Origin of the sequence: Dactylosporangium sp. CS-033363 (genome assembly GCF_050942475.1) — a bacterium.
Taxonomy (GTDB): Bacteria; Actinomycetota; Actinomycetes; order Mycobacteriales; family Micromonosporaceae; genus Dactylosporangium.
The window spans coordinates 8,524,485-8,539,688 of record NZ_CP192032.1 but is presented as its reverse complement, the minus strand read 5'-3'; the positions used below and the strand labels follow the sequence as shown (position 1 = coordinate 8,539,688).

13 protein-coding genes are annotated in these 15,204 nt (G+C 74.4%); 3 read left to right on the top strand and 10 right to left on the bottom strand.

Annotation, left to right across the window (positions count from 1 at the left end):
* Positions 1-21: 21 nt before the first annotated feature.
* Complete coding sequence (locus ACQPZ4_RS39275; RefSeq protein WP_433047814.1) at positions 22-795, top strand: alpha/beta fold hydrolase; 774 nt, start codon at positions 22-24, stop codon at positions 793-795.
* On the opposite strand, the gene ACQPZ4_RS39270 is transcribed toward ACQPZ4_RS39275, so the two are convergent.
* The 5 genes from ACQPZ4_RS39270 to ACQPZ4_RS39250 are packed head-to-tail and all read right to left on the bottom strand — an operon-like array spanning position 722 to position 6,460.
* A complete protein-coding gene (locus ACQPZ4_RS39270) occupies positions 722-2,803 on the bottom strand; it encodes an iron ABC transporter permease (protein ID WP_433047811.1) in 2,082 nt (693 codons plus the stop codon). The genes ACQPZ4_RS39275 and ACQPZ4_RS39270 overlap by 74 nt on opposite strands.
* Positions 2,800-3,846 (bottom strand): iron-siderophore ABC transporter substrate-binding protein, encoded by a 1,047-nt coding sequence (locus ACQPZ4_RS39265; RefSeq protein ID WP_433047808.1) that lies wholly within the window; start codon positions 3,844-3,846, stop codon positions 2,800-2,802. Before ACQPZ4_RS39265 ends, ACQPZ4_RS39270 begins: the two co-directional genes overlap by 4 nt.
* Entirely contained in the window at positions 3,843-4,676 is an 834-nt protein-coding gene (locus tag ACQPZ4_RS39260) for an ABC transporter ATP-binding protein (protein WP_433047805.1), read from the bottom strand. The genes ACQPZ4_RS39265 and ACQPZ4_RS39260 overlap by 4 nt, the downstream gene beginning before the upstream one ends.
* A gap of 52 nt (positions 4,677-4,728) precedes the next feature.
* Positions 4,729-5,601 (bottom strand): helix-turn-helix domain-containing protein, encoded by an 873-nt coding sequence (locus tag ACQPZ4_RS39255; RefSeq protein WP_433047802.1) that lies wholly within the window; start codon positions 5,599-5,601, stop codon positions 4,729-4,731.
* Between the two features lie 10 nt (positions 5,602-5,611).
* Positions 5,612-6,460 carry a helix-turn-helix domain-containing protein gene (locus ACQPZ4_RS39250; protein WP_433047799.1) on the bottom strand — a complete coding sequence of 283 codons (849 nt, stop codon included), beginning with the start codon at positions 6,458-6,460 and terminating at the stop codon, positions 5,612-5,614.
* A gap of 120 nt (positions 6,461-6,580) precedes the next feature.
* On the opposite strand from ACQPZ4_RS39250, the gene ACQPZ4_RS39245 reads away from it, so the two are divergent.
* Complete coding sequence (locus ACQPZ4_RS39245; protein WP_433047796.1) at positions 6,581-7,300, top strand: SDR family oxidoreductase; 720 nt, start codon at positions 6,581-6,583, stop codon at positions 7,298-7,300.
* A gap of 4 nt (positions 7,301-7,304) precedes the next feature.
* Here the strand turns inward: ACQPZ4_RS39245 and ACQPZ4_RS39240 are convergent, their stop codons facing one another.
* Both ACQPZ4_RS39240 and ACQPZ4_RS39235 read right to left on the bottom strand, forming a co-directional pair.
* Positions 7,305-7,844, bottom strand: coding sequence for a hypothetical protein (locus ACQPZ4_RS39240; protein ID WP_433047793.1), 540 nt, complete (start codon positions 7,842-7,844; stop codon positions 7,305-7,307).
* Positions 7,845-7,869: 25 nt separating this feature from the next.
* Complete coding sequence (locus tag ACQPZ4_RS39235) at positions 7,870-8,508, bottom strand: TetR/AcrR family transcriptional regulator C-terminal domain-containing protein (RefSeq protein ID WP_433047791.1); 639 nt, start codon at positions 8,506-8,508, stop codon at positions 7,870-7,872.
* 90 nt (positions 8,509-8,598) lie between these two features.
* On the opposite strand from ACQPZ4_RS39235, the gene ACQPZ4_RS39230 reads away from it, so the two are divergent.
* On the top strand, positions 8,599-13,629 hold the full coding sequence (locus ACQPZ4_RS39230) for a hypothetical protein (RefSeq protein ID WP_433047788.1): 5,031 nt from the start codon (positions 8,599-8,601) through the stop codon (positions 13,627-13,629).
* 55 nt (positions 13,630-13,684) lie between these two features.
* Here the strand turns inward: ACQPZ4_RS39230 and ACQPZ4_RS39225 are convergent, their stop codons facing one another.
* Genes ACQPZ4_RS39225 through nthB form a run of 3 tightly spaced genes read right to left on the bottom strand, consistent with a single transcriptional unit; the run spans position 13,685 to position 15,197 of the window.
* Entirely contained in the window at positions 13,685-13,981 is a 297-nt protein-coding gene (locus tag ACQPZ4_RS39225) for a nitrile hydratase accessory protein (RefSeq protein WP_433047785.1), read from the bottom strand.
* Positions 13,978-14,556: a nitrile hydratase subunit alpha gene (nthA, locus tag ACQPZ4_RS39220; RefSeq protein ID WP_433047782.1), complete on the bottom strand. Its 579-nt coding sequence runs from the start codon at positions 14,554-14,556 to the stop codon at positions 13,978-13,980. Before nthA ends, ACQPZ4_RS39225 begins: the two co-directional genes overlap by 4 nt.
* Positions 14,553-15,197, bottom strand: coding sequence for a nitrile hydratase subunit beta (gene nthB / locus ACQPZ4_RS39215; protein WP_433047779.1), 645 nt, complete (start codon positions 15,195-15,197; stop codon positions 14,553-14,555). The genes nthA and nthB overlap by 4 nt, the downstream gene beginning before the upstream one ends.
* Between the last annotated feature and the right edge of the window lie 7 nt (positions 15,198-15,204).

Below are 15,204 nucleotides of genomic sequence, written 5' to 3'. Positions count from 1 at the left end.
ACGGCCGGTACCATCGGACCGGTGGCATACGTCCGGATCGGTGGCGTCGAGCTGTACTCGGAGGTCGCCGGCGAGGGCGAGCCCGTCCTGCTGCTGCACGGCGGGTGGTGCTCGCTCGAGTACCTGCAGGCGCAGGCCGACGCGCTCGTGGCCGACTATCGGGTGTTCGCGTTCGAGCGGCCCGGCCACGGGCGGTCGGCCGACGTCGACGGCGACTACAGCTACGCGCGCATGGTGGGCGACACGTGCGCGTATCTGGATGCCGTCGGGCTGCGGGACGTACACGTGGTCGGGTTCAGCGACGGGGCGATCATCGGGCTGATGCTCGCCCTTGCGCATCCCGGGCGCGTCCGGTCGCTCGTGGCGATCAGTGCCAACCTCGACCCCTCGGCGTTCGACCTGTCCGATGTGGACGACGACGGCGACGGCGGCGCGCCCGACCCTGAGCGGCTGGCCTATGAGCGGCTCTCGCCCGACGGGCCCGGGCATGCCGATGTGGTGCTCGAAAAGCTGTTCCGGCTGTGGACGAGCGAACCGCACATCGAGCCGGATCAGCTTGCGCGGATCGCGGCGCCGGTGCTCGTGATGGCCGCCGATCGGGACACGATCCGGCCCGAGCACACGCTGCGCATTGCCGCATCCGTTCCGGGTGCGCAGCTGGCCATCGTGCCCGGGACCACGCACGGGCTCGTGCGGCAGAAGCCGGGGCTGGTCAATACGCTCATCCGCGAGTTCCTGGGGTCGATCGGCGCAGGAGCCACACGAAGTACGGGGCGCCCACCAGAGCCATCATGAGGCCGGCCGGAATCTGGGACGGGGCGATCAGGGTGCGGCCCAGGGTGTCGGCGACCGAGACGAGCAGGGCGCCCAGGACCATCGCCACCGGGACGATCCGGCCGTGCCGCGCGCCGACCAGGGCGCGGGCCATGTGCGGGGCGACCAGGCCGACGAAGCTCACCACGCCGATCGGGACGACGCTCACCGCGCCGGCGACCGCGGCGATCGTGAGCAGGATCAGGCGGGAGCGCTCGCGGGGGACGCCGAAGATGCGCGGGGTGTCCTCGTCGATCGCGAGCAGGTCGAGGCGGCGGCGCATGGCCAGCACCGCGGGGGTCGCGACCAGCAGGACCACGGCCACCGGGAGGACGTCGGCGAACGTGCGGCCGTAGGTGGTGCCCGAGAGCCAGGTCAGGATGCGCGGGGTGTCCCACGGGTCGGCGCGCAGGAGCAGGAACGTGCTGATGTCGCTCAGCGCGTAGCCGCAGCCGATGCCGATGAGCAGGAAGCGGTCCGGGAGCAGGCCGCCGCGCCAGGCCAGCAGGGCGATCAGGGCGAAGGTGGCCAGGCCGGTGCCGACGGCGGCGGCGATGAGCGCGGGGCGGCCGCCGGCGGCGCCCGAGGTGACGATGATCACCGCGCCCAGGCCGGCGCCCGCCGTGATGCCGAGGATGCCCGGCTCGGCCAGCGGGTTGCGCACGGTGCCCTGGACGATGGTGCCGGCCAGCGCCAGGGCGGCGCCCGCCACGACGGCGGCCGCGACCCTCGGGGCTCGGTCGTCCAGGGCGCGGGCGATCAGGTTCGGCGCCGTGCCCTGCAGCCACTGGGCGAGGTCGCCGGTGCGCAGCCACAGGCTGCCGGCGAGCAGGCCGGTGAGGATGGCAGCTGCCAGCAGTACCGTCGAAACCGAAATGACCGCCAGGAAACGACTGCGCGATCGGACGGCCACGTGGGCCTGCGGGGCCTCGCGGGCCGCTCCCGCGTCGCGCAGCCGGAGCGCGAGCACCACGATGACGATCGCGCCGAGCAGCGAGGTCGGGATGCCGGTCGGGATCGAGGCGGCGGCCTGCGCGCCCAGCACGGCCCGCAGCACCGCGTCGGCGAGCAGCACCAGCAGCGCGCCGACCAGCCCGCAGGCGGGGATGAGGAACGCGTGCCGGCCGAGCACGCCGATCCGGTTCGCGGCGAGGCGCACGGCGACCGGCGCGGCCAGGCCGATGAACGCGATCGGGCCGGCGAGCGTGACCGAGATGCTCGTCAGGAGCACCGCGCCGAGCACGGCCAGGGCGCGGGTCGCGCGAATGGGCACGCCGAGCGAGGCGGCCGCGTCGTCGCCGAGGCCGAGCACGTCGAGCCGGCGGGCCAGCAGCAGCGCCGCGACCAGCACGACGGCGATGACCGGGGCGGCGCGCTCGGCCGCGTCGAGGTTGAGCTGCGCGAGGGAGCCGCTGCCCCAGGCGAAGAGGCCGGTGGTGCTCTCCTTGAACAGGATGAGCAGCAGCGCGGTGGCCGCATCGAGCGCGAGCGCCACCGCCGAGCCGGCCAGGATCAGCCGGGTGGAGCCGATGCCGGCCGCGCTGCCGGCCAGGGCGAGCACGAGGCCGGCCGCGACCAGCCCGCCGCCGAACGCGACCGCGCCCGAGGCCCACAGCGGCACGCCGATGCCGATCGCGGCGACGACGCACAGCGCGAAGTACGCACCGGCGGTCACCGCGAGCGTGTCCGGGGCGGCCAAGGCGTTGCGGGTAACCGACTGCAGCAGCGCGCCGGCCACGCCGAGGGCCACCCCGACCGCGATCCCGGCGAACATCCGCGGCAGGCGCGAACCGGTCACCAGATCCCCGATGGGGACTCCGCCGACGGTTTCGTGGGCGCCGAAGAGGTACCGCAGCAGGCTCCAGAACCCGACGCCCGACGTGCCCTGCGTGACGTGCCACAGCCCGGCGGACACGACCGCGGCGAGCAGGACGGCCAGGACGGCCGACCCGCTCGCGCGGCCCCGCGGTTGGCTTGGGGGTCGGCTCACGCCTTGGTCAGGATGTTGACGTACGCGTCGATCGCCTGCTCGTTGGAGAGCGGGCCGCCGGCGCCCCAGACGCCCGCCGGGAACGCGTACGCGCGGCCGTCCTTGACCGCCGGCAGCGCCGTCCAGATCGGGCTCTTCTTCAGCTCGGGCACGTAGCTCTCGGCCGTCTGGTCGTCGGAGTAGAACAGCGTCGCGCCGCCGACCGCGGTGAGGCCCTCGATGTCGGTCTGGGCGAGGCCGTAGGACGGGTCGACGCCGCCGCTGCCGTACTTCTTGTCGATCTCGTCGGTCCACGCCGGCTTCAGGCCGAGCTGCTCGCCGAGCTCGGTGAACAGGGCGCCCTTGCCGTACGGGCGGATGACGACGTTGCCGCCCTCGATCCAGCCGTCGAAGAACAGGAAGTCGGGGTTCTTCACCTGCGCCGCCGCGACCTTCTGCTTGGCCTCGGCCAGGTGCGCGTCGAACTGCTCGAGCACCTGGTCCGCGCGTTCGGTGCGGCCGACCGCCTGGGCGATCATCGTGAACACCTTCTTCATGTTCGCGATCTGCCCGGATGCGTCCGCGCCGAGCGTGGCGAGCACCGGAACGCCGCGCGCGGCGAGCTTGGTGAGCAGTTCGTCGTCCGGCTTGAACGCCTCGATCACGATCAGGTCGGGGTTCGTGGCGAACAGCGCGTCCAGGTCGGGCTCGCCGCGCTGCCCCACGTCCTTGACGCCGGCGGGGAGGGTCTCGGCCTTCACGTACGTGCCGTAGCCCGCCGGGTCGGCCGCCGCGACCGGGGTCAGGCACAGCGTGAGCAGGTCCTCGGTCTGCTGCCACTCCAGCACGGCGACCCGCTGGGCCGGCTTGGCCAGCTCCACCTTGCGCCCGACGCCGTCGGTCAGCGACACGGGCGCCGTCGAGGTCTTCGTGGTGTCGTTGGCGCAGGTCGGCGAGCTCGGCGGGGCGGCGCTGGGGCCGGCCGTGTCCACGTTCGTGGTGCCACAGGCGGTGAGCGCCACGGCGACGGCGCCGAGGGCCGCGAGGCGGACTATCGACTTCATGCGGGGTTCTCTCCTGAGGGGATGCGAAGGCGAGCGGAGTGCCGCCCGACGGGGTCGATGCGAAGGCGTCCGGTGCGCGCGTCGACGCTCACCTCGACGCGAATGTCGTAGACCTCGCCGATGTGCTCGGCAGTGAGCACCGCCAGCGGGTCGCCGGATGCGTGAATGTGCCCGGCGCGCAGCAGCACGAGCGTGTCCGCGACGCGCGCGGCGTGGTCGAGGTCGTGCAGCACGATGCCGACGGCCACGCCGTGCTCGACGGCGAGATCGCGGACAAGATCCAAGGTCTCGATCTGGTACCGCAGGTCAAGGTGGTTCGTCGGCTCGTCCAGCAGCACCACGCCGGTCTCCTGCGCGAGGCACGCCGCCAGCCAGACGCGCTGCATCTCGCCCCCGGACAGTTCGCCGACCGCGCGATCGCCCATGTCGTGCACGCCGGTGAGCGCCATCGCGCGTCCGATCGCCTGCCGGTCGGCCGCGGACGGTCCCGCGAAGCCGCGCCGGTGCGGATGGCGCCCGAACGCGACGACCTCGCGCACCGTCAGGCCGTGCGGCGCCGGCCGCGACTGCGAGAACAGCGTCACTTCGCGCGCGAACTGGCGCGCGTTGAGCATCGAGACCGGTTGGTCGTTGAGCGTGAGGTGCCCGCCGTCGACGCGGTGCAGCCGGGCGAGCGCGCGCAGGAGGGTCGACTTGCCGCTGCCGTTCGGTCCGACCAGCGCGGTCACGTGGCCCGGCCGCAACGTGATCGAGGCGCCGTGCACGACCGCGGTCTTGCCGTAGCGCAGCACCACCGCGTCGCCACGCAGCGTGTTCGAGGGCGTTGGCATGCCTGGTGCTCCCGCCCTGGCCGTTTAGTAAGGGTTGCCTTGCCTTAGCAGGCTAGGCGACGGGCCCCCTTGTCGGCAATCCGGCATCCGGGACAGGCGATACGGGATTCCGGACATTACCGGGCGTCACCTTCATGACCCGCCGGAAGGCCGCGATGAACGTGCTCGGCTGCGCGTACCCGAGCCACTCGGACACCCCGCGCACGTCCGCGCCCTCGGAGAGCAGCACGAGCGCCTGATGCACGCGAAGCGCCTGCCGCCACTGCGCGAACGACAGCCCCGTCGCGCCCCGGAACGCGCGGGTGATGGTGCGATCGCTCACCCCGAGCGCGGCCGCCCACTCCTGCAGCCCGCGGTCGTCCGCCGGATTCGCCAGCAGCGCCTCGGCGATCGCGTCGATGCGCGGGTCCCCGGGCAGCTCGAGCGCGTACTGCCGCTCGGCTGGCTCGAGCACGTCGAACACGACCGCCTCGGTGCGCGCCCGCGCGTCGCCTTCGAGGTCCTTGCGCGCGAGCCGCAGCAGCAGCGATTCGAGCAGCGGCGTCATGGCGACGAGCGTCGGGCGGTCGAAGGCCACCGGCGTGCGCTCGGGCGCCACGGTTGTCGGCTCGGGCGCCTTCGTGAAGAACGCGTCGAAGAAGTCCGCCTTGGCCGTGAGCCGCCCGCCGTGCACCGTGCCGGCGGGCATCCAGAGGCCGAACCCGGCGGGCACGGTGTAGATGCGGTTGCCGACGCGGGAGGTCAACGTACCGCCGCGGACCCAGACGAGTTCGTGGCGCGCATGCGAGTGCGGCGCCCACTCGGTCGGGACCCCGGTGACCTCGGACTCGGCGACGATGACGGACTTCGCGTGGACGTCCTCGGGCCCGGCCTGGCGCACCACGGTGCTGGGCTCGCGCCGCCAGGTCCCGAGCCCGATCTCCATGCCGGCGAGCCTACGGTCCGGCCGGCGCGGCCTGCCAGGAGCCGAGCAACCGCAGCGCCGTGGCGGCGTCGGAGTCCGGCTGGGCGCTGTACGTGACCAGCAGCTGTTCGGGGTCGTCCGGCAGCCGCAGCGCCTCGTACGCCAGGTCGATCGTTCCCACGACGGGATGGCGCAGGCGGGCCGTGGTGTGGCCCTTGTCGTGCACCGGGTGCTCGGCCCAGAGCCGGCGGAACAGGTCGCTGTGCCGCGCGAGCTCGTCCACCAGGTCGGCCAGCTCGGGGTCGTCGGGGTGCCGGCCGGCGTCGACGTGCAGGAACGCCACCAGGTCGCGGGCCTTGGCGTCCCAGTCGGCGAACAGCGCCCGCGCGGCCGCCTCGTCGCCGAACAGGAGCCGGGCGAAGTTGCGCCGCGGGACGGGCGCGGAGTCGAGGCCGGGGATGAGGGCGGCGCCGAGCCGGTTCCAGGCCAGCACGTCGGTGCGCCGCCCGACGACATAAGCCGCCACATCGGTCATGGCTTCCAGCAGATGTCGTACCGCGGGACGCACCCGCTGCGGCGGCGCCGGACGCTGCCCGCGGCGGGCCGGGCGGGTCAGCCGCTCCAGGTGTGCACGTTCCTCGGCGTCCAGGCCGAGGGCGCGGGCGACGGCGTCGAGGACCGCCGCGGAGGCGTTGGTGGCGCGGCCCTGCTCGAGCCGGACGTAGTAGTCGACGCTGACCCCGGCGAGCTGGGCGACCTCCTCGCGGCGCAGGCCGTGGACGCGGCGGCGGCCGTGGAACGGCGGGACCCCGGCCGTTTCAGGGTCGACCCGGGCGCGGCGCGAGCGGAGGAACTCGGCCAGCTCCGTGCGTCGGTCCATGCCGCAAGTATGGCCGCGGTGGTACCGCCGGAGCCTGGTCCTGTCAGACCCACGTTCGCCGGCAACCGGGGTCGAGCGGGGCAATGGGCGGCGTCCGCGGTCCGGGCGATGGTGATGGACATGCAGATCACTGGCAGTACCGCCCTGGTGAGCGGGGCGAACCGCGGCCTCGGCCGGGCCCTCGTATCGGCGCTGCTCGACCGGGGCGCCACCAAGGTCTACGCGGCCGCGCGCCGGCCGGAGACCCTGACTCCCTTCGGTGGCGACGAGCGCGTCGTGCCGATCCGGCTCGACCTGACCGACCCCGGCCAGATCGCGCGGGCGGCGGCGACGGCCGGCGACGCGACGCTGCTGGTCAACAACGGCGGTTCGCTGCACTTCGCCGACCCGCTGACCGGGGACCTGGCCGCGATCGAGGCGGACCTGCGGACCAACTTCACCGGCACGCTCGCGATGAGCCGGGCCTTCGTGCCGGTGCTGGAGGGCAACGGCGGCGGCGCGATCGTGAACCTGCTCAGTTTGGTGGTCCTTGGCGCGGTACCGGCGATGGGTGGGTATTCGGCGTCCAAGGCCGCGGCGGCGTCGCTGACCCAGGCCCTGCGCGCACAGCTCGCCGACCGGAAGATCACCGTGCACGGCGTCTATCCCGGCGCCGTCGACACCGACATGATCCGGGACTTCCCGATCCCGAAGACCGCCCCGGCGCTGGTCGCCGCGGCGATCCTCGACGGGGTCGAGGCGGACGAGGAGTCGATCTTCCCCGATCCGATGGCCCGGCAGGGTCACCGCGCGTGGCGGGAGGACCCGGCGGCGTTCGCGCGTCAGATGGGTGCCATGTAGGCGCTCAGTCCTTGTTGAACAGTCCGCGGACCTCGCGGCCGAGGTCGAAGGACGGGCCGCCGACGAGGTCCCACGCGCGGTACACACCGATCAGGAAACAGGCCACGACCAGCACGGCGATGTTGCTGACGAGGTCCTCGTCCGCGGGCCGGCGGCTCAGGCGCAGGCCGTCGGCCAGCTCGAAGCCGAAGACGACGGCCAGCCCGACCAGGAAGATCGCCTCGTGGATGCGCCGCGACAGCAGCACCCGCGGCCGGGCCAGCGAGAGGAGCGTGGCCAGCACGAACAGCAGCCCGGCGACCGCGACGGCGACGGCCGCCCAGGGCAGCTTGTCGCCCGGGATGAGCGCGAACAGCGAGATGGTCAGCGCGTTCAGGAAGGCGGTGAGCGCGGCGGCGGCGCGGACCCGGTGCAGCGGCGCCGCCTTCTCCTGCGCGGCGAACCGCGGCTCGGCCACGGTCAGGACCACGAACAGCAGCCCGATCAGCGCCCCGGCCACCCCGGCGCTGGCGACGAAGAAGTCGGTCAAGTTCTCTGGCGTCATGACGTTCAAGCCTTGCTTAACTAAGTTAAGCAGTCAAGCGCGCGGCGATCCCGGCGATGAGGGTGCCGAGCTGCCGCTCGAACCGCGTTGCGTCGTCGCGGCGCGCGTGCCCGGCCGCGGCGACCAGCGGCACGCCGGTCCCGAGCCGCCGGTCCCGCTCTGACGTGGAGTACCGCGCGGGATCGGTCGCGGCCGACTGCCGCCGCTCCTGCTCCTCGATCACGAACCCGACCACGAACGCCGTGACCATCTCGAACGCGTCGGCGGCGGCGTCGAGCGGCACCCCGGCGGCCGACCACCGGCGCAGCCAGGGTTCCTGGGCCCGCAGGACCTCCGGATCGGTGATCAGCGTGCCGCTGAACGCCCGCGCGCCGTCGCGATGCGCCAGGTACTCGGCCCGCAGCGCCCCCGCGTAGGCGACCAGATCCTCGTGCCAGTGCGAGTCCGCGGCCCGCCCGGCGAGCGCGGCCACGACCCGCCGGTGGATCTCGGTGCCCATCTCGTCGAGCAGCTCCTGCTTGCCGCGCACGTGAAAGTAGAGCGCGGGCGCCTTGACGTCGAGCCGGGCCGCGACCGCCCGCACCGTCACCGCGTCGATGCCCCCGTCGTCGAGCACCCCGAGCGCCGCCGTGACGACTTTGTCCCGGGTGATCCCCTTGCCCATGCGGGCGAGCTTAGTAGCGGGCCTGAGTCGCGCGGCGAGCCTGACCGTTCGTCGATGTATTCCGCGGCGGCGCGCCGCGATCATTGGGCCATGCCTCGACGGCCGGTGCTGACCGGCGTGATCGTCACCGCGGCGCTCGGCCTGGCCGGCAATCTCGCCACCGACACGGTGCAGGTCACCTGGCGCTGGTGGCCCTGGGCGGCCTGGACCGCCGTGGTGCTGCTGATCGCCGCGGCCGGCCTGCTGGAACTGCCCGGCCGGGGCGCCGGCCCCGCCGACGACGACGGGCTGGACCGGGCCGTGCGGCGGCTGACGGCCAAGGCGCGGCGGCAGTGGGTGGCCGAGGCCGCGCTGCGCCGGCTCCGCCAGCCGCTGCCGCTGCAGGTCCGGTGGTCGTCCACGGGCCGGCCGGTCGCCGCGGCCCGGGAGGTGGTCCTGGACGACGCCGCGGGCACCGAGTGGCGGTCGCTGCCGCTGACCGGCAACGCCGACGAGATCGCGGCCGCCTTCCGGGGGCTGCCGAACCGCCAGCTGGTCGTGCTGGGCGAGCCCGGCGCCGGCAAGAGCATGCTCGCGCTGCTGCTCGCCCTGAACCTGCTGGAGCGGCCGGAAGCCGGAGAACCTGTGCCGGTACTGCTGCCGATCGCCTCCTGGGACCCGAACGCGGAGCACGTCGAGGCGTTCGTGGCGCGGCGCATGGTCGAGGAGTACCGCTTCCTGGCCGGCGCCGGCGATCGCACCGCGGCCCTGCTCGTCGACGAGGGGCGGGTCGTGCCGATCCTCGACGGCCTCGACGAGATGCGGCCCGAGTGGCACGCGGCCGCGATCGCCGAGCTGGACCGGCTGGTGGTGGCGCGGCGCCCGCTGGTGGTGACGTGCCGCAGCAAGGAGTACGCGCGGGCGGTCGAGCACGGCGGGCTCGTGCTGTCCCGGGCCGCGGTGGTCGAGCTCGAACCGGTCCGGGCGGACGACGCCATCGCGTTCCTGTCGCACCCACCGCAGGCGGGCGCCCGCTGGCAGCCGGTCTTCGAGCACCTGCGCGAGGAACCGGACGGCGTCGTCGCCGGGGTCCTGTCGACGCCGCTGATGGTGTCGCTGGCCCGGACCGCGTTCATGGGCCCCGCGAGCGACCCGCGCGACCTGCTCGCCGACGGCGACGGCGGCACCGTCCGGGCCCGGCTGATGGACGGGTACCTCGCGAGCATCTACCGCCGGGAGCCCCGCGCGCCGCTGGCCGACCGGACGCTGCGCCGCTACGACCTGGACCGGGCCACGCGCTGGCTGAACTTCCTGGCGTTCGTGGTGTACCGGTCGGCCACCCGCGAGCTGACGTGGTCCGACCTCGATCCGGGACTGGTGGCCCGGAAGGGTACGGCGGGCCGGCGCTTCGCGATCGGCGCTGCCCTGCTCGGTCTGCTCCTCCTGCCGGCCGCGGCGGCGCTCGGGCTCGCCGCGGGGCTGCACGCCTGGGGCTGGGCGGCCGCCGTCCGGGCGCTCGCGCCGGACCTCTGGCCGTTCGCCGGCGTCGCCGCGGTGCTCGCGCTCGCCGTGTCACCGCTGCCGGAGCGGGTGCCCTGGGGTCTGCGCCGTGAGCTCGTCCGCTTCCTGCTGATCGGCGCGGCGGTCGCCCTGATCCGGGACGCCGGCTACGTCGCCGCGGCCGCCGGGGGCGGGGTGGCCGCCGTGCTCTGGTTCGTGAGCTTCGGCTGGAGCCTGCCCGCCCTCGCCGTGCGCCGTGCGATCAGCGGCGGCCTGGCGTTCCTCGCCACGTCAGGGTTCGTGGAGTCGGGTGCCGCCCTGTGGCGCACCACCCTGCTCGCGGCCGCGCTCTGCGCCGTAATCGGCCTGTTGTCGGACTTCCGGTTCCAGCGCGGGCTGCGATCCCGGCTGCGTTCCCGGCTGGTCCGGATCCGGCTGGCGTGGCGCGGGGACCTGCCGTGGCGGCTGCGGCGCTTCCTGGACGACGCGGCCCGGCGCGGTGCGATGCGCCGCAGCGGCACCGTGTGGCTCTTCCGGCACGCCCTGCTGCAGGACCATCTGGCCCTGCCGGTCCGGATCGAGCGGCTCCGGGCCGAGGCGCGGGCCGGCCACCGGCGCTCCCTGGATCGGGCCGTCGCCATGCTGACCGGCCTCGGCCGCGAGGGCGAGGCGCGGGCCCTGCTGCGCGAGCAGGCGGATCGGGCCGACCGGTACGCGACCGGCCGGCTGGTCGGGCTGCTCGTCGGCGACGACCGGCCCGGCGAGGCCGAAACGCTGCTGCGCACGCTGTCCCGGCGCGGCGACAGCGACGCCACGCATCGGCTGGCCGACCTGCTGATCGGCGCCGACCGGCTCGACGAGGCCCTGGCGCTGTTGCGCGGGGCGGCCGCGCGGCGGGACTGGTCCGCGGCCGAGCGGCTGGCGGGGCTGTTGGAGGCGGATGGCCGTACCGACGAGCTGCTCGGCTTTTGGCGCGAACGGGCGGCGCCGGACCGCCTCGTCGACGCGCTGCTGGCCGCGCAGCGCACTGCCGAGGCTATCGAGGAGCTGACCCGGCGGTACCGCTCCGGCGCGCTCGACACCGCGGACCGGCTGGTCGACCTGCTGCTGGCGCACGGCCGCTCCGACGAGGCGCGGGCGCTGCTGCGGGAACGCGCGGACGCCGGCCGCTGGCACCCGGCGCGCCGCCTGGCCCTGGTGCTCGCCGCGGACGGGGAGGTCGCCGAGGCGGTCGGCCTGCTGCAGCGGGGTATGGCGGCGGGGGACCGGTTCGCGGCCTACCTGCTCGCCGGGCTGCTGCTCGACCACGATCGGACGGACGAGGCGCTCGCGGTGCTGGCCGGGTTCGACACCGCCCGGGCCGCGCATCTGCTGATCGAGCGCAGCCGGATCGATCCGCTCATCGCGTTGCTGCGCGGCCGGGCCGGCGATCGGCTCGCGCATCGCCTGTTGGCGGCGGTGCTGCGGGCCGACGGACGGATCGACGAGGCGGCCGCGGTGCTGCGCAGCCGGCCTCCGGCGCCGGCGCCATCTCCGCCGCGCCGCCGACTGGTGTTGCCGCGATTCGGCCGCAGGGCCATCGACCGCCGCTTTCGCGCCCTCGAGGACAAGGCTTCCGTGCGGCGCGCGGACGAGCTGGAGGCGGCCGGCGACCTTGACGGCGCGCTTCGGGAACTCAACAAACTGCGGTATCCCGGTAGTGAGCAGTTTTCCCTCCGGCGGGCCGGCCTGCTGTTCCGCCTGGACCGCCCCGACGAGGCGATGGCCGTGCTGCGGCGGTGGAGCGACGCGGGCTACGTCGCCGCGGCCGAGGAGCTCGCGCGCCGGCTGGCCCTTGCCGGCGAGCTGGACGAGGCCGTGGCGCTGCTGCGGGTCCGCGCGGACCTGGACGACGCGGCCGCACCACGGCGGATCGCCGAGCTGCTGGCCGGCGGCGGTGACGTGGACGCGGCGATCGCCCTGCTGCGGGAACGGGTCGCCGGCGGGGACGCCGTCGCGCGCGGCTCGCTCGCCGTGCTGCTGCTCCGGTCCGGGCGGCCTGACGAGGCCGTCGCCGCGCTGCCGGCCGACCGGAGCCGGCTCGAGGCGCGCGCCGCGCTGACGCTGGCTCGTCAGCTGGTCGGCCAGGATCGGCGCGCGCTCGCGATCGAGCTGCTGCGGGCCCAGCCGCCGGGCGCGGGCAGCGCCGTCGCCCTGGAGACGGCCCGGCTGTTGCGCGAGGACGGCCAGGCCGAGGAGTCGCTCGCCGTGCTGCGCGCCGCCCACGACCGAGGCGTCACCGCGGTCGCCCGGCCGCTGGCGGAACAGCTCGCCAATGCCGGGCGGTTCCCGGACGCGATCGAGGTGCTGTTCACGGACTCCGACGGCGAACGGGAGCTCGTGGATCTCCTGGTACTCGAGGGCCGGATCGACGAACTGTCGGACTGGCTGCGCCGGCGAACGGATGGGGGTTCCTGGTGGCTGCCGAACCTTCTGTTCCTGCCCGGCCACGAGGAGGAGGAGATCGCCTGGTACCGGCAGGGCCGCGACCCCTACGCGAGCCCCTGGCGCCTGGCCGACGTGCTGGAGCGGCACGGCCGGGTCGACGAGGCGATCGATTCCCTCCGCGCCGTCATGATCTCCCCGCATCTGCATTGGTGGTACAAGGACGGCGAGGCCGGCGCGCGGCTCGTCCAGCTGCTCGCCGACCACGGCCGCGCCGACGACCTGCGGGCCCGGGTGAAGGCGGGGGACCGGCGGGCCGCCCGGCCGCTGGCCCACCTGCTCGCCGACCTCGGCGACCACGACGAGGCCATCGCGCTGCTCGGGGGCGGCGAGGCGGAGCGGTCCCTCGGCGCCGTACTGGTGCAGGCCGGCCGTACCCGCGAGGCCATCGACCTGTTGACCGGACTGGCCGACCGCGGCGACACCGTCGCGGCCGGCCGACTCGCTGAGCTGCTCGCCGCCGACGGCGACGCGGGCCGGCTGCGCCTGCGGGCCGACGCCGGCGACCGCGAGGCGAGCCGCGCGCTGGCCGCCCTGCTCGCCGACCGGGGTGACGTCGACGAGCTGCGCGCCCGGGTCGTCGCGCGGGACAGCGCCGCAGTCGACCGGCTGACCAGCCGCCTCGCGGAGCAGGGCGACGAGGCCGGCCTGCGCGCCTTGGCGGCAGGCGGCTGGCGCAGCGCCCAGGACGAGCTGGCGCGCCTGCTGACCGGGCAGGCCCGGTTGCCGGAGCTGCACGATCTTCGCTCGAGCGAATTCGACCACGCCCGCGATGTCGCCATGTTCCTGGCCGAGCACGGGCAGCCGGACGCCGCGCTGCGCCTCCTGCGCCTCCTCGTGCACGCCCGCGACCGACAGGCGGTGCTGCGGCTCGCCGACGTCCTGCACGCCCAGCAGCAGGATCCGGCGGCGCTCGTGCTGCTGCGGACCCGCATCGACTACGACGACCCGGTCACCCGCCACCTTGCCGCGCTGATGCTCGAACTCGGCCGGCCCCAGGATTCGATCACGCTGCTGCGGAGCCTCCGCGACCCGGAGTACGCCGACCACCGGCAGCTCGAACTGCTGGTCCGCGCCCGGCGCCGCGGCGGTGTGCCGGACTCCGGGAGCTTTTTGCATGGTCCCGAGTCGGCCGGGCAGACGGTCGCCGGTGGTTGAGACCGCCACATCCCAGCACGCGTCGCGGGCAGCACCACCGCCCGCGGCGCGCGTATCAATGGCGGTGGTCGTGGCCGGCCGGGCGGGTGGCGAGGGCGGCCGCGCGTGCGTCCACCGCGCCGCGTGCGAGGAGGTTCTGGGCGATGGCCGTCTGTTCGAGGGCGTCGAGCCAGCAGCGGTAGTAGCTGTACCGCTCGGCCGGTTCCCGTGCGAGGCGGGCCGCCAGGCGGGCGCGGAAGTCGTCCCAGGCGAAGGCGCCGGCCCGGTGCAGGGTCAGGGCCAGGCCGAAGGCGCGGCTCTCCCAGGGTTCGGCGAAGACGAGCTCGCCGTTGCTGCGGGGCGGGTCGGTCACGGGTGCACCTTGGCCACGCCGACCATGGCGTCGCGGGTTACCAGGGCGGCGAGTTCGGATTCGCTCAGGTGTGCAGTACCGGCGGGGCGTTCGGGCAGGACCAGGTAGCGCACTTCCGAGCTGCTGTCCCACACCTGGATCTCGACGTCGTCGGCCAGCTGGAGGCCCATTTCGGCCAGGACCGCGCGTGGTTGCTTGACGGCGCGGGCGCGGTAGGAGGGGTCCTTGTACCAGGACGGCGGCAGTCCGAGCAGCGCCCAGGGGTAGCAGGAACAGAGGGTACACACGACGAGGTTGTGCAGTTTTTCGGTGTTCGGCACGACCACGACGTGCTCGATCTGGAGGCCGGTGAAGCCGAACTCGGCGACCGCGGCGGTGCCGTCGGACAGCAGGCGGCGCCGATAAGCGGGGTCGGTCCAGGCCCGGGCGACGACCCTGGCGCCATTGAGGGGTCCGATTTCCGTCTCGTACTCCCTGATCAGCGCGTCCATCGCCGCCGGATCGACCAGGCCGCGTTCGACGAGCAGCTGCTCCAGGGCCTCGGCGCGCAGTGCGATCGGCACCGGGTCGGTCATGCCGCCTCCAGGTAGCTTTCGAACAGGTCGACGTTGACGTGGAATCGTTCGGATTCGGCGCCGAAGAGTTCGCGGGAGTCGAAGCGCACGGTGTAGACCCACTGCGGATGTTCGCCCTGGAAGTGCGCATTGGTGTCGGGGAATACGTGCGGCGGTTCGACGATGGCGACGGTGCCGAGGTGGCCCATGGCGTACCGGGGCAGTCTCGTGGCGCCGCGCGGCTCGAACGTTCTCGCGCGCACACGATCGTGCACGTTGAAGCGCGGCGGGGTGTCCACCTGGCGGATCGAGCCCTCGCCGCCCGGGGTGTAGCCGGGCTTGTTCGGCGTCGGCGGCGGCGGTTCGGCCACCCCCGCCGCCCGGGCCTCGACCGCGCCGGGGGCGATGATGGCGCTGTCGTGCAGGAGCGTTTCGCCGGCGCGCAGCCAGCGGCCCCAGTAGCCGTCGGCGAAGTACTCGTGGCGGCTCAGGCGGTTGGTGGCGTGCCGGGCCGCGTCGATGTTGGTGCCGGAGATCGGGATCGCGAGCAGGCCGAGCGCGAAGGCACGGCCCTGCCACGGCTCGGCGAAGACCGGCTCGCCGCGCTCGGGTGGGTGCAGGCGGCCCCAGCCCTCCGTGCCGCCCAAGTCGTGCACGCTCATCGCGGCG